Source organism: Rhodopila sp. (genome assembly GCF_035548235.1).
Lineage (GTDB): Bacteria > Pseudomonadota > Alphaproteobacteria > Acetobacterales > Acetobacteraceae > Rhodopila.
The window spans coordinates 23,395-42,069 of record NZ_DASZTJ010000186.1; the positions used below are offsets into that span (position 1 = coordinate 23,395).

Sequence of the window (18,675 nt, forward strand, 5' to 3'; positions counted from 1 at the left end):
CTTCACCCGTCAGCGCAACCGTGCGTTGAGCTTCGCCAGTTCCGCATTACCTGGAACCAGGCGTTCCTGCGCGACCGCATTCAGCGGCGTTTCCGCCGTGTTCAGGTGCGCGTGCAGGTCGACCGGGTCGGGATCGACGAACAGCAGGCCGGTGACGATCTCGCCCATCGCGTGCCTCTGCTGCATGTAGTTCATTGCCGAGGCGCGATCGTACATGTCGTATTCGGGGTGCAGCTTCCGCAAGCGGAGGGTCGACCCGTCGTGCTGCGTCACTGTCTCCACCGTCCCCGGCGCGTAATCGACCGTGATTTCCTTCCGACCTGTGATGACGTCGAGGTAGTTCACCGCCGCATTGTGCTCGCGGACATAGTCGAAACTTTTGGTCGAGCCTTCATGGTTGTTGAACGCGACGCAGGGGGAGATGCAGTCGATGAACGCGGCGCCCTTATGCCGCAGCGCGCCCTCGATCAGCGGCACGAGCTGCGCCTTGTCGCCGGAGAAGCTGCGGCCGACATAGGTGGCGCCGAGTTGCAGCGCCAGGCCCACGAGGTCGATCGGTTCGTCGGTGTTGACCACGCCGCGCTTCGATTTCGCCCCCTTGTCGGAGGTGGCCGAGAACTGGCCCTTGGTCAGTCCGTAAACCCCGTTGTTCTCGACGATATAGACCATGTTCACGCCGCGCCGCATGGCATGGGCGAACTGGCCCAGCCCGATCGACGCCGAGTCGCCGTCGCCGGAGACGCCCAGGTAGATCAGGTCGCGGTTCGCCAGGTTTGCGCCGGTCAGCACCGACGGCATCCGGCCGTGCACCGAGTTGAAGCCGTGGGACGCGCCCAGGAAATAGGTCGGCGTCTTGGACGAGCAGCCGATGCCGGACAGCTTGGCGATCCGGTGCGGCGGCAGTTCCAGTTCGAAACAGGCCTTGATGATCGCGGCGCTGATCGAATCGTGGCCGCAGCCGGCGCAGAGGGTCGAGATCGCACCCTCATAATCCCGCCGCGTATAGCCCAGGCTGTTCTTGTGCAGCTCGGGGTGGTGCAGCTTCGGCTTGGTCAGGAAGGTCATGGTTCAGGCCCCTTGCTTGCGAGCCGTGGGCCGGCTGGCGATGGCGGCGGCGATTGCGTCGGTGATGAAACGGGCGCTGATCGGCGTGCCGTCGTAGTGCACGATCTTGACCAGCTTTTTCGGGTTGATCTCCAACTCGTTGATGAGCAGCGAGCGGAGCTGGCCGTCGCGGTTCTGCTCGACGACGAAGACCTCGTCATGCGCCTCGACGAACGCTTCGACCTCGTCGCCGAAGGGGAAGCCGCGGACACGCAGCAGGTCCAGGTGGATGCCTTGGTCGGCCAGCAGCAACTCCGCTTCGTTGATCGCGGGGCTGGTGGAGCCGAAATAGATCGCGCCGCGCTTCGTCGGCCGGGCGGCTTTCCGCTCGATCGCCGGGGGGACCATCGTGCGGGCGGTGCGGTGCTTTTTCAGCAGCCGCTCCATGTTGTCCTGGTAGTCCGGCCCTTCCTCGGAATAGCGCGCCATGCGGTCCTTGGAGGTGCCGCGGGTGAAGAACGCGCCCTTGGTCGGATGCGTGCCCGGCAGGGTGCGATAGGGGATGCCGTCGCCGTCCACGTCCAGGTAGCGGCCGAACGTCTTGCCGGCCTGCAGGTCCTCGGCGGTCATGACCTTGCCGTGGTCCAGCTTGCGGCTGTCGTCCCAGGTGAACGGGCGGGTCAGCCGCTCGTTCATGCCGATCTCGAGGTCGAGCATGACGAAGATCGGCGTCTGCAGCCGGTCCGCGAGGTCGAAGGCCAGCGCTCCGAACTCGAAGCACTCATGCGGGTCTTCGGGAAACAGCAGGACGTGCTTGGTGTCGCCATGGGAGGCGTAGGCGCAGGCCAGGATATCGGTCTGCTGCGTGCGCGTGGGCATGCCGGTGGAGGGGCCGGCGCGCTGCACGTCGAAGATCACGGCCGGGATCTCGGCGAAATAGGCCAGGCCGATGAATTCCTGCATCAGCGAGATGCCGGGGCCTGACGTCGCGGTGAAGGCGCGCGCGCCGTTCCAGGCGGCGCCGATGACCATGCCGATCGAGGCCAATTCGTCTTCGGCTTGCACGATGGCGAAGTTGTGCTTCCCGGTTTCCTTGTCGACCCGGAACCGGCTGCAATAGCGGATGAACGCTTCGGCCAGCGATGACGACGGCGTGATCGGATACCAGGCGCAGACGGTCGCCCCGCCATAGACGGCGCCCAGCGCGGCGGCGCTGTTGCCGTCGATGAAGATACGGTCGCCGATGCTGTCGGCGTGGCGCACCGTCAGGCCGATCGGACAGTCCATGTTGTTGCGCACCCAGTCGCGTCCCATATGCAGCGCCTGGACGTTCGCCTGGATCAGCTTTTCGCGCCCGTTGAACTGTTCGGACAGCAATTGCTCGATCACCGCCGGATCGATGTCCATCAGCGCCGATAGTGCGCCGAGGCCGACGATGTTCTTGAACAACTGCCGCTGCCGCGCCTCGGAATAGGCCTTGTTGGTCATTTCCGTCAGCGGGACGCCTAGGATGACGATATCGTCGCGCAGCTTGCTGGGCGGGATGGGGCGCGTGTTGTCGTAGAACAGGTAGCCGCCCGGCGTGATGGACTTGACGTCCTGGTCCCAGGTCTGCGGGTTCATCGCCACCATCAGGTCCGGCCCGCCGCCGCGCGCCGCGAGGTGCCCGGCTTCCGAGATCCGGACTTCATACCAGGTGGGCAGGCCCTGGATGTTGGACGGGAAGATGTTGCGCGGCGTGGCGGCGATGCCCATCCGCAGGATCGACTTGGCGAACAGCGCGTTGGCGCTGGCGGAGCCCGATCCGTTGACGTTGGCGAATTTCACGACGAAGTCGTTGACCCGCACGAGTCCTTGGACCCGGTCTAGTGACTGCAGCATGCGTTCTCCGCTTGTGCGACATCGATCAGGAAGCGTTGCATGTCCCACGCGCCGGTGGGGCAGCGTTCGGCGCAAAGCCCGCAATGCAGGCAGACATCCTCGTCCTTCGCCATGATGCGTCCGGTCTTCAACGGTGCGGAGACATACAGCGCCTGTTCCACGTTGTGCGCCGGCGCCGTCAGGTGCGTGCGCAGCTTGGCTTCATCGTCGTTGCCGGTGAAACTGATGCAGTCGACCGGACAGATGTCCAGACAGGCGTCGCACTCGATGCAGAGCTTGTCGGAGAACACGGTCTGCACGTCGCAGTTCAGGCACCGTTCCGCTTCGGCGTAGCCGAGTTCTGCCGTGAAGCCGAGCTCGACTTCGGATTTGATGTCCTTCAATGCCTGCAGCTTGTCGCGGTGCGGCACCTTGAAGCGCAGGTCCAGCGAGATCGCGTTGTCGTAGCTCCACTCATGGATGCCCATCTTCTGGCTGACCAGCGTGACCATCGGCGGCGGCCGGTCCTTCACGTCCTGGTCCTGGCAGAACTGGTGGATCGAGATCGCCGCCTGGTGGCCGTGGGCGACGGCCCAGATGATGTTCTTCGGCCCGAACGCCGCGTCGCCGCCGAAGAAGACCTTCGGGTGCGTCGACCGGAACGTGACCTGGTCGACGACGGGCATGTCCCATTGGTCGAAGTCGAGGCCGATGTCGCGCTCGATCCAGGGGAAGGCGTTTTCCTGGCCGACGGCGACCAGCACGTCGTCGCATTCGAAGAACTGTTCGGGCTCCCCGGTCGGCACCAGCTTGCGCCGGCCGCGGGCGTCGTATTCGGCCTTCACCTTCTCGAAGGTCATGCCGTACAGCCGTCCGTTGTCGTGCTTGAACTCCTTGGGCACGAGGTAATTGAGGATCGGGATGTCCTCATGCATCGCGTCTTCTTTTTCCCAGGGCGACGCCTTCATCTCCTCGAAACCGGAGCGGACGATGACCTTGACGTCCTCGCCGCCCAGCCGGCGGGAGGAACGGCAGCAATCCATCGCCGTGTTGCCGCCGCCCAGGACGATCACGCGCTTGCCGATCTTGCTGATATGGCCGAAGGAGACCGAGGACAGCCAGTCGATGCCGATATGGATGTTCGCCGCGGCTTCCTGCCGGCCCGGGATCGGCAGGTCGCGGCCGCGCGGCGCGCCGGATCCGACGAACACTGCGTCGTAGCCTTCGTCCAGCAGCGCCTTCAGGCTGCCGACCTCCTGACCCAGGCGCAGCTCAGGCCCGAGGTCGGCGACATAGCCGACCTCTTCGTCGATCACTTCCTCGGGCAGCCGGAACTTGGGGATCTGGCTCCGGATCATCCCGCCCGCCCTGTCGTCGCGGTCGAAGATCACCAGGTCGTAGCCCAACGGCGCGAGGTCCCGGGCAACGGTCAGCGAGGCGGGGCCGGCGCCGACCAGGGCGATGCGCTTGCCGTTCCGCGATGTCGGCCTGGGAGGCATCCGGGCCGAGACGTCGCCCTTGAAATCCGCCGCGACCCGCTTGAGCCGGCAGATGGCGACCGGCTCTTCCTCCACCCGGCCGCGGCGGCAGGCCGGCTCGCAGGGGCGGTCGCAGGTGCGGCCCAGGATTCCGGGGAAAACGTTGGATTTCCAGTTGACCATATACGCATCGGCGTATCGGCCATTGGCGATCATACGGATGTATTCGGGAACGGGCGTATGGGCTGGGCACGCCCACTGGCAATCGACCACTTTGTGGAAGTAGTCGGGATCCTTGATGTCAGTCGGCTGCAACGATGGCTCCTGTTTCCTCCACCTCACTGGCCGGGTCGCTTGGTGGACCCTTGGTCGAGTCGGTTGCGCCTCGGCCGGGAGGGGCAGCGTGACGCCTCTGATGACAGCGCAACCCATCGCACGCCGACGGGCAACGATCAAGCATGGAAGCCGTTACGTGAGGGTATAGGTCACATTCGGCCGCGCGACCGTGCCGCACCGGCGCCTGTTCCGTCTTGGCCGGGGTCGGCCCGACCATCCGCGACCTGCGGTGCAGGTGGAGAAAAAGTCGCGGATGATCGGCCCTTCAAGACCGCGGGCGGCGCCGCCGGCGCCTCGCCCACCTTACCGTCCGTGAAGCGGCGCAGACCATTTCCAATCCGCGACCTCCGGCATGTCCTTGCCGTACCGGACGATGTACTGCTCGTGCGCGACCAGCTTGTCGCGCATCGCCTGCTTCACATACGCCGCCTTCCCGCTTACCGCCGGCACCCGCGCGGCGACCTCCGCCACCAGATGGAAACGGTCGAGCTGGTTGCGGACGACCATGTCGAAGGGCGTGGTCGTCGTGCCTTCCTCCATGAAGCCCCGGACGTGGAAATTCGCGTGGTTCCTGCGGCGGTAGACCAGCCGATGGATCAGCGACGGGTAGCCGTGATAGGCGAAAACGACCGGCCGGTCCGTGGTGAACAGGGCGTCGAAATCGGGATCGGTCAGGCCGTGCGGGTGCTGCGATTTCGGCTCCAGCGTCATCAGGTCGACGACGTTGACGACCCGCACCTTCAGCTCCGGCAGCATCGTCCGCAGCAGGTCGGCCGCCGCCAGCGTCTCCAGCGTCGGCACATCGCCCGCACAGGCCAGTACGACATCCGGGTCCGAGTCGTGGTCCGAACTAGCCCATTCCCAGATGCCGACGCCTTGGGTGCAATGCGCGACCGCCTGGTCCATCGTCAGCCATTGCGGCTGGGGCTGCTTGCCGGCGACGATCACGTTGATGCGGTCCCAGCTTCGCAGGCAGTGATCGGTGACCCAGAGCAGCGTGTTCGCGTCCGGCGGCAGGTAGACCCGCGCGATATCGGCCTTCTTGTTCACCACATGGTCGATGAAGCCGGGGTCCTGGTGGCTGAACCCGTTATGGTCTTGCCGCCAGACGTGGCTGGTCAGCAGGTAGTTCAGCGACGCGATCGGTCGCCGCCAAGCGATGTCTCGGCTGCTTTTCAGCCATTTCGCATGCTGGTTCACCATCGAATCGACGATGTGGATGAACGCCTCGTAACAACTGAAAAGACCATGCCGTCCGGTCAGCAGGTAGCCCTCCAGCCAGCCCTGGCAGGTGTGCTCGCTCAGGATCTCCATCACCCGCCCGTTCGGCGCCAGGTGGTCGTCGTCGTCCCGCCGTTCCGCGTCCCAGGCCCGGTCGGTCGCCTCCAGGACGGCGTTCAGGCGGTTGGAGTTGTTCTCGTCGGGCGAGAACACCCGGAAGTTCGCCGACGCCATGTTCCGCTTCATCACGTCGCGCAGGAATTCCCCCATCACCCGCGTCGACTCATGCTCCGTCGCCCCCGGGCTTGGAACATCGACGGCGTAGTCCCGGAAATCCGGCAGCTTCAAGGGGCGCTTCAGCAAGCCGCCATTGGCGTGCGGATTGGCGCTCATGCGCCGATCCCCCTTCGGGGCCAGGCCGGTGATCGCCGGGATGGGCGTGCCGTTCCCGTCGAACAGTTCATCCGGACGATAGCTTCTGAGCCATTCTTCCAGCAGCCCGAAATGCTCCGGCCGGTTCATCGTGAACGGCACCTGATGGGCGCGCCAGTTGCCCTCGGCCGGCGCGCCGTCGACGGTCTTGGGACCGGTCCAACCCTTCGGACTGCGCAGGATGATCATCGGCCAGCGCGGCCGCTCCCGCTCGCCGCCCTGTCGAGCGGCTTGCTGGATGGCGCGGATGCGGTCGAAGGCATAGTCCATGGCGGCGGCCATCGCCTGGTGCATGGCGTCCGGCTCGCTGCCCGCGACCTCGATCGGCTCATACCCATAGCCGGTCATCAACGCGTGCAGTTCGTCGCGCGGGATGCGCGCCAGCACGGTGGGGTTGGCGATCTTGTAGCCATTCAGGTGCAGGATCGGCAGTACCGCCCCGTCGGAGGCCGGGTTGAGGAACTTGTTGCCGTGCCATGACGTCGCCAGTGGTCCCGTCTCGGCTTCCCCGTCGCCCACCACGCAGGCGGCGATCAGGTCGGGGTTGTCGAGTACCGCGCCGAACGCATGCGACAGCGAATAGCCCAACTCCCCACCTTCATGGATCGAGCCCGGCGTGTCCGGGGCCGCGTGGCTGGGGATGCCGCCGGGGAAGGAGAACTGGCGGAACAGCCGCGCCATCCCGTCGGCGTCCTGGCTGACATCCGGGTAGGTCTCGCTATAGGTGCCTTCCAGCCAGGTGCTGGCGACGACGCCGGGCGCGCCGTGGCCGGGGCCGGCGATGAACAGGATGCTCAGGTCGCGGTCGTTGATGATCCGGTTGAGGTGCAGATAGAGGAAATTCAGCCCCGGCGTGGTGCCCCAATGGCCCAGCAGCCGCGGCTTGACGTCCTCGGGTTTGAACGGCTTGCGCAGCAACGGGTTCGCAAGCAGATAGATCTGGCCGACAGACAGGTAGTTCGCCGCTCGCCACCAGGCGTTCATGCGATCGATCTCCTGCTGGCTCAGGGCGCGGTGTTCGGACATGTCGGCCTTTCTCTCGCTGTTCAACCGGAACGCGCGGCGGAGGGAACGGGCCACGGCGCTGCCGGTCCATGATGGGGATCAAACGGGGTTCAGCACCGTAAACCCGGCATTCAGGTAAAAGGCGAACACGCCCCATAACAAATACGGCACCATCAGCCACGCCGCGACCCGCCGAACGCGCCTGAACGCTCGGATCGTCATCACAACCAGGCCGAGCATCAGCAGCAGGTCGACAAGGGCGAGCGGCGGGCTGCGGAGGCCGAAGAAGCAGGGCACCCATAACGCGTTGGCCGCCAGTTGCCAGCCCCACAGGCGGAGGGGATGCGACGCCCCGTTGCGTTGCCATACCATCCAGCCGGCGACGCCGATCGCGATGTAAAATCCTGTCCAGACCAGCGGGAACACCCAGATCGGCGGCGTCAGGGGCGGAGCCTTCAGATGCGGATACCAAGCATGCAGTGCGGACGTGGTGATGGTCGCTCCGCTCAACCCGACCAGAAGGCACAGCCCGATAAACCCCACCAGCGCCAGAACCGGGGAGATCGGCGCCGAAGAATTGGGGAAAGACCCCCAGTCATTGGGTCCAGGCTGCTGGAAGACACGCCTCCTTGCAACTGAGGAAACCGTCAATCTGGGTTAACCCGTTCGGGTTACCACCCGTTCACCCTATACCAGATTGCACTCACTTCCTGGTCTCCATCCACCACGAAATAACGATCATGCGCCGCTGCGGTCATGCAGACGTGATTGGGGGCGATGCGCAGCCTGGCGCCGACCGGCAGGTCGATCGGCGTTTCGGGTTCATACTCGATCACCCCGTGCTCCTGGTACGCCTTGCGCACCACGGCGTAGCCATAGCTCGCGCGGCCGGCGACATCGAGGGCGAGGCCGAACCCGTAATCGTGCGGTACCGCCTCGGTGCTGCGGTCCTTGGACAAGGCGATCCCGCCTGCGTCCACCAGCACTTTCCCGGGACGATGTCCGATCACGCTGGTCAGCACCGTCAGCGCGATGGAATCCAGGCCGTGGGTTTCGATCTCCGCCTGGAACAGGTCGCCGAACATGTAGACGCCGGCCCGCAATTCGGTGACGCCGGCGAAATCCACGGCATGGCGCGCCGTGGGGGAACTGCCTGCGGACACGATCGAAATCGGATGCCCGGCTTCTCGCAACCGGGTCGCGGCGCCGACGATGGCATCGCGTTCGCCCGCCGCGATCTGCTCCATCTCCGGCACGCTGCGTCCGGCATAGGAGTGTCCGGCATGCGTCATGACACCGGCCAGCGCGCCGCCGAGGCGGGCGGCGAGTTCCAGCAGCCTGTCGCTGTCGGGCCGGACGCCCCCGCGTTCCTCGCCGCTGTCGATCTCGATCAGCGTGCGTGGCGGCATGGGGCGGCAGGCGATGGTGTCCGCCATCATCGGGTCATCGGTGATGACGATGATCCGCGCCCCGGCCTGGTTCAGCGCCAACACCCGGTCCAGCTTCTGCGGCGTGATGCCGACGGCATAGAGCATGTCGGTGATGCCGTGGCCGAGGAAATACTCGGCTTCCGCCAGCGTCGAGACGGTGATCCCGCCGGGCTGGCCTTCCAGCGCCATGCGGGCGACGTCGATCGACTTGGCCGTCTTCATATGCGGGCGCAGCGGCACGCCCAGGCGGGCGACGGCGGAGGCCATGTCGCGCAGGTTGCGTTCCAGGATCGTCCGGTCCAGCACGAGGCAGGGGGTGGGAAGGTCGTCGAGGGTCATCGGGCGGGATTCCATTCGGCGTGATCGTCGATCGGCAGGACCGGACGCGGCATGTACCGCCACGCGAAGCGGGAGAGGATCGGGCTGGTCAGGCCGGGCGCGTCGACCTCGATCACCTGCTCATGGCGGAAGAACTCGTCGAAGCCGCCCCGGAAATGGCCGCGCGACTTGACGACGACGACCCTGGCGGCGGCGATGTCGAGCCCGAAGGCCTCGAAGAACATCGGATCGGCGCATTGATAACGGTTGGACAGGACCACGACGGTGATGCCGTCCAGCGCGATGGCCGCCGACGGGCCGGTGTCCAGCGTGTTGTCGGCATAGATGCCGCGCCGGCCGCGGATCGGCTGGTCGCGCACGGATTTGACCACGGCCGGGGCGGAGAAGGGCTTGGAGAACGCGTCGCCGCCATCCCGGTTGAACCGCGCCGTGAACGCCGCGCCCACGCCCAGCCCAAAGGCCTCCCGCGCCAGGGCCGGGTCGTGGATGACGCCGACCAGTGCGCCGGTCACGCCCGCCTGGTGGAAGGCCTGGAGGATCGCCATCGTGTTGCCGCGCCCGCCGCCGCCCGGATTATCGGCCACGTCGGCGAAGATCAGCGGCGACGCCGTATCGCGCGCCAGCCGCACCGCGTCCTCCAGGCTGGTGAGCATCGGCCGGAACTTCGCGCGGCGGGCCCATCCGGCCTCGGCGATCTCCCGCGCCAGACCATCGGCCGCGTCCTGGTCGGTGGCGGTCACCACGACCGTCAGGCCATTGAACGGCGTGTCGGCGAAAGCGAAGCCGCCCATGACCGAGACGTTCAGCACGCGTCCCGCATAGGGCGGCTGGCGCATGCGCTGCTGCCCGAGGTCGATCAACTCCCCATACGGCCGGTTGGTGGCGTCCTTGCCGGTCAGTTGCGTCACGGTCGGCGGCACGATCGGCAGGCGGATATGCGCCAGATAGGTCTTCTGTCCGTCCAGCAGGCGGCGGACCATGGCCGCCGCCTCGGCACCGCGTTCGCGCATGTCCAGATGCGGGTTGGTGCGGTAGCCGATGAAGGCGTTCAGCGTCGTCACGTCCGCGTCGGCGACGTTGGCATGCAGGTCATAGGTCGCGACGATCGGCACGGACGGACCGACGACGCGCCGGACCATCCGCAGCAGCGTGCCTTCCGGGTCATGATCGTCGGTCGTCAGCCCGGCACCGTGCAGCACGGCGTAAACCGCATCGATCCGGCCGGCGGCGGTGAGGTCCGCCTCCCATTGTGCCATCAGGCGGTCGAAGAAGCCTTGCTCGACCGGGCCGTTCGGCTCCGCCATCGCCAGCACGCTGGGCAGCGGCTCCCACGGGCCGGCCGCGTCCATGGCGGCGATGAAGCCCGGCATCTCTCCCAGCATGCGCGGGGCGGGCGACCGGGCCTCCCGCACCATCTCGGCGCCGGCGATCAGGGTGCGGGTGACGAAGTCCGTCTCGGTTGCGATCGGGGCGAAGCGGTTGCACTCGATCGAGAAGCCCAGCAGGGCGATACGCGGCGTCAAATCGAAATCCCCAGTAGTTCTGCGATGCGCGGCGTCGCTTTCTGTCCCGATCCGGTCAGCACCAGCACCGTCGTCTGATCGGCCGTGATGGTGCCGGCCGCGAGCAGCTTGGCGAAGGCGGAGGCGGCCTGCGCGCTGGTCGGCTCCACGTAGATGCCGGTCTTCGCGAGGTCGAGCGTGGCCCGAGCGATCTGGTCCTCGGTGGAGGTCACGGCACCGCCACGGGAAGAGCGCAGGGCGCCCAGGACTTCCCGCAGCCGCACCGGCTGCGCGATGGCGGTGCCTTCGGCGATCGTCGGGCTGATCTCGGTCGGCGCCAGCGTATCGGACCCCGCCTGGAATGCCGCCGCGATGGGCGCGCAATTGGCCGGCTGCGCGGCGAACAGACGCGGCATGGCATCGATCTGCCCGGCGCGAAGCAGCTCGGAGAACCCGATTTCGCATCCCAGCACGTTGGAGCCGGCGCCGCAGGGGATGATGACATTGTCGGGGGCGCGGAAGCCCAGATCCTCCCACAGCTCATAGGCCAGGGTCTTGGTGCCGTGCAGGAAGAACGGGTGCCAGTTGTGGCTGGCGTAGAATATCGACGACGACCGCGCCACGGCGGCGTCGGAGGTAGCTTGCCGCGGACCGGGTATCAACTCCACCGTGGCACCATGAGCGCGCATCTGCACCGTCTTGGCGGGGCTGGTGGAGGCAGGGGCCATGATCGTCGCCCGCATGCCGCCGGCTGCGGCATAGCAGGACACCGCCGCGCCGCCGTTGCCGGAACTGTCTTCCAGCACCGCATCCACGCCCTGGGCGCGCAGCAGCGACAGCATCACGCTCGCTCCGCGGTCCTTGAAGCTGCAGGTCGGGTTGAACCACTCGCATTTGACCAGGACCCGCGTGCCGGCGACGTCGCGGGGGATCAGGGGCGTCATGCCCTCGCCCAGCGTGATCGGGTCGTCGACCTGCATGGGAAAGGCGGCGCGGTAGCGCCATAGGCTGCGGGTCGTGGCGTCTATTCCATCGCGGTCCAGGCCGGGCAGCGGCGTGATCAGCAGCGGCGCCTGGCCTGGACCGCACCAGCGTGGCTCCGCCAACGGGAATGTCTCGCCGCTGCGAGGATCGATGTAGGTCGCTGACATGACGCGATTGTGCGCGGGCTTCGGCGCCGGCTCAAGCGGGTGCGTGGTGCCGTTCCAGTTGCGGAAGGGCCGTTCGAGCGTCTATCGAAGGCGGATGGATACCATCGCTTCGACTATCGCCGACCTGACCCGCGACCTCGTCAAGCTGGACAGCCGGAGTTCCGTTTCCAACATCCCCGTGGCCGACCGGATCGAACCGGAACTGAGGGGCTTCGACGTGGAGCGCGTCGATTACGCCGACGCCGCCGGCGTGGCGAAGCGGGTGTTGGTGGCCAACCGGGGCGGGCCAGGCGGGATCGCCTTTTCGGGCCACATGGACACGGTGCCGGAGACAGGGTGGCAGGCCGATCCCTGGTCCGGGCGCGTCGACGACGGCGGCGTGCTGCACGGGCTGGGCAGCACCGACATGAAAGGCCCCGTCGCTGCTGCGATCGTCGCCGCCCGGTCGCTTCCCGACCGCGTACCGGTCACGCTGCTGATCACCACCGACGAGGAGACCACCAAGCGAGGCGCCCGCGCGATCGCGGAGAAATCGGAGTTGGTGAAGCGGATCAGGCCCAAGGGGATCCTGGTGGTCGAACCGACCTCCCTGCGTCCGGTACGCGGCCATCGCAGCCACATCCAGTTCACCTGCACGGCCGAGGGCGTGCAGGCGCACAGCTCCACCGGCAAGGGTCGCAACGCGAACTGGACGCTGATCCCGTTCCTGGCGGAGATGAAGACGATCTATGACCGGTTGCGGACCGACCGGACGCTGCAGGACGACGCTTATGACCCCCCGTTCAGCGATTTCAACGTCATCATCGACAATCACGGGACAGCGGTGAACGTGACGGTGCCGCTGGCGACGGCGGTGATCAAGTTCCGTTATTCGGCCAGCATCGACCCGACCTATGTCCGCGAGGCGGTGCACGCCGCCGGCCGGACCCATGGCGTCGCGGTCCGGGAAGCCGAGGAAGGGTCGCCACCCGAACTGCCGGCGGACCACCCGTTCGTCGCAGCCTGCACGGAGGTGGCGGGGCAGGCACCGGTCACGGCGCCGTTCGGCACAGACGCGTCGATCCTGCAATCCATCGCCCCCTGCGTGATCATGGGACCGGGCGATATCGGGGTGGCGCACAAGCCGGACGAGGCGGTCTCGATCGGCGAACTGGCCAGTGCCGTGCCGCTGTTCCAGGCATTGGCCGGACGCTTCGCATGATCGGGGCGCCTGGTAACGGCCGACTGTTGCCCTGAACGCCGGAATTCGGCACTCAATCCGTCATGGACCTGATTGCTGGACTGAACGTCTTCGTCCGCGTCGCCGAAACCGGCTCGTTTTCCGCCGTCGCTCGGGAAACCGGCACCAGCCAGTCAGCGGTAACCCGCCAGATCGCCCAACTGGAATCGCATTTCGGCGTCAGGCTGCTGCACCGGACCACGCGTAAATTGTCGCTGACCGAAGACGGGCAGGGGCTGCTGACCCGAGCGCGGCATTTGATCGAAGAAGCGGAGGACCTGGAGGACACGTTCGGGCGTGACGCCAAGGCGGCGACGGGCCTGGTACGCATCGGGCTGTCGATCGGCAGCGCGATACTGCTGACCCCGGATTTCGGCCCGTTGCTGCGCGAGCATCCCGGCCTGTCGATCGACATCCTGGTCAGCGAACACGTCGAGGACCTGATCGCCGACCGTCTGGACCTCGCGGTCCGGCTTGGTGCGCCGTCGGACACGACCCTGGTGTCACGCGGTCTGGCCATGGTGGGGTGGGCGCCCGTAGCCGCCGGGCCATATCTGGAGGAGCATGGCGCGCCGCGGCATCCCGAGGACCTTGCCGGTCATGCCTGCGTCCTGTGGGACCAGGGGCCGGATAGCGGGCATTGGGTGTTCGAGGGACCGGACGGCAAGATCGATGTCTCGGTGACCGGGCCGTTCCGGTCGGACAACAGCCTGGTGGTGCGCCATGCCGTGCTGGCCGGTTACGGGATCGGGCTGCTCAGCGAGGCGCTGATCATGAACGACATCCGTTCCGGCCGGCTGTACCGGCTGCTGCCCGAATACACCGCGCGGCGGCGTCCCGCGTTCGTGGTCTATCCCTCCCGCCGATTCCTGCCGCAGCGGACGCGCGTGGTCATCGACTTCCTGGTGCAGCGCTACAAGGCGATGGAGGACCGGCTGCGCGACGGGCGGCAATGGGGGGAGAACGAAGCGACCTGGCTGGTGTGACCGTCACTCGACGGGCACGAAGATCGAGTGGCGCATCTTCCCGCCGATCGACTTCGAAAGATGACCCTTGCCGCGGACATCCTCGACCAGGATGACCTCGCCGGCGCCGATGTCCCGTGCCTCCCCGTCGCTGGCGGTGATCTTTACGCCGGCGTCGAGGTTGATGATGTATTGGCGGCGCGGGGCCGGGTGCCAGTCCAGGTCGTAGTCGCCGCTGGTTTCCCGGAAGATGATGCCGTTGGCGGGCAGGCGGGCGGAGAGCTTGCTACCGCGGCGCTCCTCGACCCATTCGACCTCGATGTCGCGCCAATGGGTCTCGCCGGCGTCGTCGACGTAGATGTTGTGGATTTTCATGGTTGGGTCCCTTCCCTGTTGGCCGGTATTGAGGACCGGTTTGGGCGGCGCGTCCAGGGCCGGGGGTATTCTATCCTGGTGGTGTTCTTGGGACGGCTGGCATAGGGTTTGAATAGCATCGCCACCTCCCGTGACCGACAGGAAGCCTGCATGATACCCGGTGAAATCCTTGCCGAACCTGGCGAAATCGAACTGAACGCCGGGCTGGCGCGCACGGTGCTGACGGTGGCCAATACCGGCGACCGCCCGATCCAGGTCGGCAGCCATTATCATTTCGCCGAAACCAACCCGGCCCTGTCGTTCGACCGCAAGGCGGCGCACGGCCAGCGGCTGGACATCGCCGCCGGCACCGCGGTGCGGTTCGAGCCGGGGCAGACGCGAGAGGTCACGCTGGTGCCCTATCGCGGCGCCCGGCGGGTCTTCGGGTTCCGCGGTGACGTGATGGGGGCGCTCTGATGGCGCGCATCACGCGGTCCGCCTATGCGGACATGTTCGGTCCTACCACGGGCGACCGGGTGCGCCTGGCCGACACCGACCTTGTCATCGAGGTCGAGAAGGACTTCACCCTTTACGGCGAAGAAGTGAAGTTCGGCGGCGGCAAGGTCATTCGCGACGGGATGGGGCAGTCCCAAGCCTCCCAGGCCGAAGGCGCGGTCGACACCGTCATCACCAACGCGCTGATCGTGGACCATTGGGGCATCGTGAAGGCGGATGTCGCGATCACCAACGGCCGCATCGCCAGGATCGGCAAGGCGGGCAATCCCGATGTCCAGCCCGGCGTCGACATCATCGTCGGGCCGGGCACCGAGGTCATCGCCGGTGAGGGCAAGATCCTGACGGCAGGCGGCATCGACTCGCATATCCATTTCATCTGTCCGCAACAGGTGGACGATGCGATCGCGGCGGGCATCACCACGCTGGTCGGTGGCGGCACCGGCCCCGCCACGGGGACGGCGGCGACCACCTGCACGCCGGGGCCGTGGCACATGGCGCGCATGCTGCAAGCGGCGGAGGCGCTGCCGGTCAACCTCGCCTTCGCCGGCAAGGGCAATGCGTCCCGTCCTGCCGCGCTCGAGGAGATGGTGCGCGCCGGCGCGTCCTGCCTGAAGCTGCACGAGGACTGGGGGACCACGCCGGCGGCGATCGACACCTGCCTGTCGGTGGCGGACCGTTTCGATGTCCAGGTGATGATCCACACCGACACGCTGAACGAATCCGGTTTCGTCGAAGACACGATCGCGGCGTTCAAGGGCCGCACCATCCACGCCTTCCACACCGAGGGCGCGGGCGGCGGCCATGCGCCGGACATCATCAAGGTCGCAGGCTTGGCCAACGTGCTGCCCAGTTCCACCAACCCGACGCGGCCCTATACCGCAAACACGCTGGACGAGCATCTGGACATGCTGATGGTGTGCCATCACTTGGACAGCTCGATCCCCGAGGACGTGGCCTTCGCGGAAAGCCGCATCCGCAAGGAAACGATCGCGGCCGAGGACATCCTGCACGACCTGGGCGCGCTGTCGATGATGTCGTCCGACAGCCAGGCGATGGGACGGGTGGGCGAGGTCATCATCCGCACCTGGCAGACGGCGCACAAGATGAAGACCCAGCGCGGCGCGCTGCCGGGTGATTCCGAACGCAACGACAATGCGCGGGTCAAGCGGTACATTTCGAAATACACGATCAATCCCGCCGTCGCGCATGGCTTCGCGGCCGAGATCGGGTCGATCGCCGTCGGCAAGCTGGCCGACCTGGTGTTGTGGTCGCCGGCGTTCTTCGGCGTGAAGCCGGACCTTGTCATCAAGGGTGGCTCGATCGCCTGCGCGCCGATGGGCGACCCGAACGCGTCCATCCCGACGCCGCAGCCGGTGCATTACCGGCCGATGTTCGGCGCGTTCGGCAGGGCGCTGGCGGCGTCGTGCCTGACCTTCGTCTCGGCGGCGGCGTTGGAGGCGGACATCGGCAAGGCGCTGGGCCTGCAACGTACGCTTGCGGCCGTATCCAACACCCGAGGCGGCATCGGCAAGAAATCGATGATCCACAACGATGCGACGCCGGTGATCGAAGTCGATCCCGAGACCTATGAGGTGCGGGCCGACGGCGTCCTGCTGACCTGCGAACCGGCGACGGTGCTGCCGATGGCGCAGCGCTATTTCCTGTTCTGATGCGCCCCGCCCAGGTTTTCCCCGCCGGCGCGTGGGATGTTGCGAAGGAAATCGACCAGGTCCTGATCGACTATGACCGCCGGTTCCGGCGCCGTATCCTTCTGACCACGGTGTCGGGCCGGGAGATACTGATCGACCAGCCCCAGGCCGTGCGGCTGCGCGAGGGGGACGGCCTTGCGGTAGGGGATGGTTTCATCCGTGTCCGCGCGAAGCCCGAACCCTGCATGGAGATCCATGCGCATGACGAAGGGGAACTGGTGCGCATTGCCTGGCACCTGGGCAACCGGCATCTGCCGGTGCAGTTGCTGGGCGAGCGGATCCGCATCCGCGCGGACCACGTCATCGGGGACATGGTGGAGGGGTTGGGGGGGCACGTGGACCTTGTCGATGCCCCGTTCGATCCCGAGGCCGGCGCCTACGCCGGCGGCCACCAGCATCATCACGACGACGATGACGACCATCGCCACTGAGTCCCGGTCGCTGCTGAGCCTGCTGGCCTGGCTGTCCCCTGCGTTCCCCGTTGGCGGCTTCGCCTATTCGCATGGGCTGGAGTGGGCCATCGAGGCCGGCGATATCCGGGACGGCGCAACGCTGCGGGAATGGCTGTTGGATGTGCTGCTGCACGGATCGGGTCGGACGGATGCGATCCTGCTGCGCGCCGCATACCGGTCCTGCAACGACCTTGATGCCCTCGTGGTGGTCGCCGAGACGGGCCTTGCCAGCGTCGCGGCGCGGGAGCGGCGGGAGGAGACGCTGAACCAGGGACGAGCCTTCGCGCTGGGAATGGCGGCTTGGGGTGGGTTGGACGGGCCGGAGGAGATGCCGTACCCGGTCGCGGTCGGCATCGCCTGCGGCCGCCGCGGCGTCCCCGAGGACGATGCCGTCCTGGCCTGGCTGCAGGCCTTCGCCGCCAACCTGATTTCCGCCGCCGTGCGACTGGTGCCGCTGGGCCAGTCCGTCGGGCTGCTGGTGCTGGCGGCGCTAGAGCCGGTCATTGTGCGGCTCGCGGCGGAGACGCGGAGCGCTACCCTGGACGACCTGGGCGGCTGCGCCTTCCGGTCCGATCTCGCCGCCATGCGGCATGAAACGCAATACACGAGGTTGTTTCGATCATGACGACATCCCTCCATGGCCCGCTGCGCGTCGGCGTCGGCGGACCCGTCGGCACCGGCAAGACGGCGCTGATGGATGCCCTGTGCAAGACGTTCCGGGAAAAATACGATATCGCCGCGATCACCAACGACATCTACACCAAGGAAGACGCGGAGTTCCTGACGCGCGCCGGATCGTTGCCGGTGGAACGGATCATGGGGATCGAAACCGGCGGCTGTCCGCATACGGCGATCCGGGAGGACGCGTCGATCAACCTCGCCGGCGTCGCCGACTTGCGTCGGCGGTTCCCGAACCTGGACCTGATCCTGATCGAATCCGGCGGCGACAACCTGGCTGCGACGTTCAGCCCGGAACTGGCGGATCTGACGATCTATGTCATCGACGTGTCGGCGGGCGACAAGATCCCCCGCAAGGGCGGTCCGGGAATCATGCGCAGCGACCTGCTGGTGATCAACAAGATCGATCTCGCCCCCCATGTCGGCGCAAGCCTGGAGGTCATGGACCGCGACGCCAGGAAGATGCGCGGGGACCGGCCGTTCGTCTTTGCGAACGTCAGGGCGGGACAGGGCGTCGCGGAGGTTGCGGTGTTCATCGAGAAACAGGGCGGCCTACGGGCAGGTTGAGGCTACATCGAGGTCTTGTCGACGGGACCCGAACCGCCGCCGGGGATATGGCGACCGGCTGCCGGACTGCCCGAAGGCGCGGTCTTGCGCTGGCCGGTCGGATCGCCGCTGGTGCTCTGCCGGGTCGGACCGGGCCGGTCGATGAAGCCCCCCGCCGGCGTTCCCGATCGCTGGCCAGCGGCGGGGCTGCCGGTGGCCGTTCCCCCCGGTGGCGTCCCGCTTGGGGATTGAGCCGCCGCCGGTGCCGCACAGGCGATGACGGTCAACGCGGCGGCAAGGATCGGTAAATTGCCCTGCATCGCCTCTCAACGCCGCGCGGGCGCCCCTGGTTGCCGTGCCTCTAACCGCATGACGACGACGCTTTCGCTCACGCGGCATGCTTCGGGTAGCTGTCTGATCGCGCGATGCAGACCTGCG

Annotated in this window: 17 protein-coding genes; 7 read left to right on the forward strand and 10 right to left on the reverse strand. The window is 66.9% G+C overall.

Annotated features, from left to right (window positions below; genetic code table 11):
- Nucleotides 1-9: 9 nt before the first annotated feature.
- From VHB27_RS15215 to VHB27_RS15250, 8 genes are all read right to left on the reverse strand, one after another.
- Complete coding sequence (locus VHB27_RS15215) at nucleotides 10-1,065, reverse strand: 2-oxoacid:ferredoxin oxidoreductase subunit beta (RefSeq protein WP_325601908.1); 1,056 nt, start codon at nucleotides 1,063-1,065, stop codon at nucleotides 10-12.
- A 3-nt stretch (nucleotides 1,066-1,068) separates the two neighbouring features.
- Nucleotides 1,069-2,925 carry a 2-oxoacid:acceptor oxidoreductase subunit alpha gene (locus tag VHB27_RS15220; RefSeq protein WP_325601910.1) on the reverse strand — a complete coding sequence of 619 codons (1,857 nt, stop codon included), beginning with the start codon at nucleotides 2,923-2,925 and terminating at the stop codon, nucleotides 1,069-1,071.
- Nucleotides 2,910-4,697, reverse strand: coding sequence for an FAD-dependent oxidoreductase (locus tag VHB27_RS15225; RefSeq protein WP_325601912.1), 1,788 nt, complete (start codon nucleotides 4,695-4,697; stop codon nucleotides 2,910-2,912). The genes VHB27_RS15220 and VHB27_RS15225 overlap by 16 nt, the downstream gene beginning before the upstream one ends.
- Nucleotides 4,698-5,021: 324 nt before the next feature.
- Nucleotides 5,022-7,397: a phosphoketolase family protein gene (locus tag VHB27_RS15230; RefSeq protein WP_325601914.1), complete on the reverse strand. Its 2,376-nt coding sequence runs from the start codon at nucleotides 7,395-7,397 to the stop codon at nucleotides 5,022-5,024.
- A gap of 78 nt (nucleotides 7,398-7,475) precedes the next feature.
- Nucleotides 7,476-7,919 (reverse strand): TspO/MBR family protein, encoded by a 444-nt coding sequence (locus tag VHB27_RS15235; protein ID WP_325601917.1) that lies wholly within the window; start codon nucleotides 7,917-7,919, stop codon nucleotides 7,476-7,478.
- 128 nt (nucleotides 7,920-8,047) lie between these two features.
- Nucleotides 8,048-9,145: an alanine racemase gene (locus tag VHB27_RS15240; protein WP_325601919.1), complete on the reverse strand. Its 1,098-nt coding sequence runs from the start codon at nucleotides 9,143-9,145 to the stop codon at nucleotides 8,048-8,050.
- Nucleotides 9,142-10,668 (reverse strand): M81 family metallopeptidase, encoded by a 1,527-nt coding sequence (locus VHB27_RS15245; RefSeq protein WP_325601921.1) that lies wholly within the window; start codon nucleotides 10,666-10,668, stop codon nucleotides 9,142-9,144. Before VHB27_RS15245 ends, VHB27_RS15240 begins: the two co-directional genes overlap by 4 nt.
- Nucleotides 10,665-11,798, reverse strand: coding sequence for a threonine synthase (locus VHB27_RS15250; RefSeq protein WP_325601922.1), 1,134 nt, complete (start codon nucleotides 11,796-11,798; stop codon nucleotides 10,665-10,667). The genes VHB27_RS15245 and VHB27_RS15250 overlap by 4 nt, the downstream gene beginning before the upstream one ends.
- A gap of 94 nt (nucleotides 11,799-11,892) precedes the next feature.
- Here VHB27_RS15250 and VHB27_RS15255 point away from each other — a divergent pair, with 94 nt between their 5' ends.
- The gene (locus VHB27_RS15255; protein WP_325601923.1) at nucleotides 11,893-12,999 is read left to right on the forward strand and encodes a M20 family metallopeptidase; all 1,107 of its coding nucleotides are present in this window, start codon (nucleotides 11,893-11,895) and stop codon (nucleotides 12,997-12,999) included.
- Between the two features lie 62 nt (nucleotides 13,000-13,061).
- A complete protein-coding gene (locus VHB27_RS15260; protein ID WP_325601925.1) occupies nucleotides 13,062-14,003 on the forward strand; it encodes a LysR family transcriptional regulator in 942 nt (313 codons plus the stop codon).
- A gap of 3 nt (nucleotides 14,004-14,006) precedes the next feature.
- On the opposite strand, the gene VHB27_RS15265 is transcribed toward VHB27_RS15260, so the two are convergent.
- Nucleotides 14,007-14,357: a hypothetical protein gene (locus tag VHB27_RS15265; RefSeq protein ID WP_325601927.1), complete on the reverse strand. Its 351-nt coding sequence runs from the start codon at nucleotides 14,355-14,357 to the stop codon at nucleotides 14,007-14,009.
- 150 nt (nucleotides 14,358-14,507) lie between these two features.
- Between VHB27_RS15265 and VHB27_RS15270 the strand changes: the two genes are divergently transcribed.
- From VHB27_RS15270 to ureG, 5 genes are read left to right on the forward strand one after another with little or no spacing between them, the layout of a single operon-like run.
- On the forward strand, nucleotides 14,508-14,813 hold the full coding sequence (locus VHB27_RS15270; protein WP_325601929.1) for an urease subunit beta: 306 nt from the start codon (nucleotides 14,508-14,510) through the stop codon (nucleotides 14,811-14,813).
- Complete coding sequence (ureC, locus tag VHB27_RS15275; protein WP_325601931.1) at nucleotides 14,813-16,522, forward strand: urease subunit alpha; 1,710 nt, start codon at nucleotides 14,813-14,815, stop codon at nucleotides 16,520-16,522. The genes VHB27_RS15270 and ureC overlap by 1 nt, the downstream gene beginning before the upstream one ends.
- Entirely contained in the window at nucleotides 16,522-16,992 is a 471-nt protein-coding gene (locus VHB27_RS15280; RefSeq protein WP_325601932.1) for an urease accessory protein UreE, read from the forward strand. Before ureC ends, VHB27_RS15280 begins: the two co-directional genes overlap by 1 nt.
- Entirely contained in the window at nucleotides 16,973-17,638 is a 666-nt protein-coding gene (locus VHB27_RS15285) for an urease accessory protein UreF (RefSeq protein ID WP_325601934.1), read from the forward strand. Before VHB27_RS15280 ends, VHB27_RS15285 begins: the two co-directional genes overlap by 20 nt.
- Nucleotides 17,635-18,258, forward strand: coding sequence for an urease accessory protein UreG (gene ureG, locus VHB27_RS15290; RefSeq protein ID WP_325601936.1), 624 nt, complete (start codon nucleotides 17,635-17,637; stop codon nucleotides 18,256-18,258). Before VHB27_RS15285 ends, ureG begins: the two co-directional genes overlap by 4 nt.
- Before the next feature lie 2 nt (nucleotides 18,259-18,260).
- Here ureG and VHB27_RS15295 read toward each other — a convergent pair whose 3' ends face one another.
- Nucleotides 18,261-18,557 (reverse strand): hypothetical protein, encoded by a 297-nt coding sequence (locus tag VHB27_RS15295; protein ID WP_325601938.1) that lies wholly within the window; start codon nucleotides 18,555-18,557, stop codon nucleotides 18,261-18,263.
- Nucleotides 18,558-18,675 lie beyond the last annotated feature (118 nt).

Coding starts and splice junctions, on each gene's coding strand:
- VHB27_RS15215 (WP_325601908.1), bottom strand. CDS start 1,065: ATGACCTTCCTGACCAAGCCGAAGCTGCACCACCCCGAGCTGCACAAG.
- VHB27_RS15220 (WP_325601910.1), bottom strand. CDS start 2,925: ATGCTGCAGTCACTAGACCGGGTCCAAGGACTCGTGCGGGTCAACGAC.
- VHB27_RS15230 (WP_325601914.1), bottom strand. CDS start 7,397: ATGTCCGAACACCGCGCCCTGAGCCAGCAGGAGATCGATCGCATGAAC.
- VHB27_RS15240 (WP_325601919.1), bottom strand. CDS start 9,145: ATGACCCTCGACGACCTTCCCACCCCCTGCCTCGTGCTGGACCGGACG.
- VHB27_RS15250 (WP_325601922.1), bottom strand. CDS start 11,798: ATGTCAGCGACCTACATCGATCCTCGCAGCGGCGAGACATTCCCGTTG.
- VHB27_RS15255 (WP_325601923.1), top strand. CDS start 11,893: ATGGATACCATCGCTTCGACTATCGCCGACCTGACCCGCGACCTCGTC.
- VHB27_RS15260 (WP_325601925.1), top strand. CDS start 13,062: ATGGACCTGATTGCTGGACTGAACGTCTTCGTCCGCGTCGCCGAAACC.
- VHB27_RS15265 (WP_325601927.1), bottom strand. CDS start 14,357: ATGAAAATCCACAACATCTACGTCGACGACGCCGGCGAGACCCATTGG.
- VHB27_RS15270 (WP_325601929.1), top strand. CDS start 14,508: ATGATACCCGGTGAAATCCTTGCCGAACCTGGCGAAATCGAACTGAAC.
- ureC (WP_325601931.1), top strand. CDS start 14,813: ATGGCGCGCATCACGCGGTCCGCCTATGCGGACATGTTCGGTCCTACC.
- VHB27_RS15280 (WP_325601932.1), top strand. CDS start 16,522: ATGCGCCCCGCCCAGGTTTTCCCCGCCGGCGCGTGGGATGTTGCGAAG.
- VHB27_RS15285 (WP_325601934.1), top strand. CDS start 16,973: ATGACGACCATCGCCACTGAGTCCCGGTCGCTGCTGAGCCTGCTGGCC.
- ureG (WP_325601936.1), top strand. CDS start 17,635: ATGACGACATCCCTCCATGGCCCGCTGCGCGTCGGCGTCGGCGGACCC.
- VHB27_RS15295 (WP_325601938.1), bottom strand. CDS start 18,557: ATGCAGGGCAATTTACCGATCCTTGCCGCCGCGTTGACCGTCATCGCC.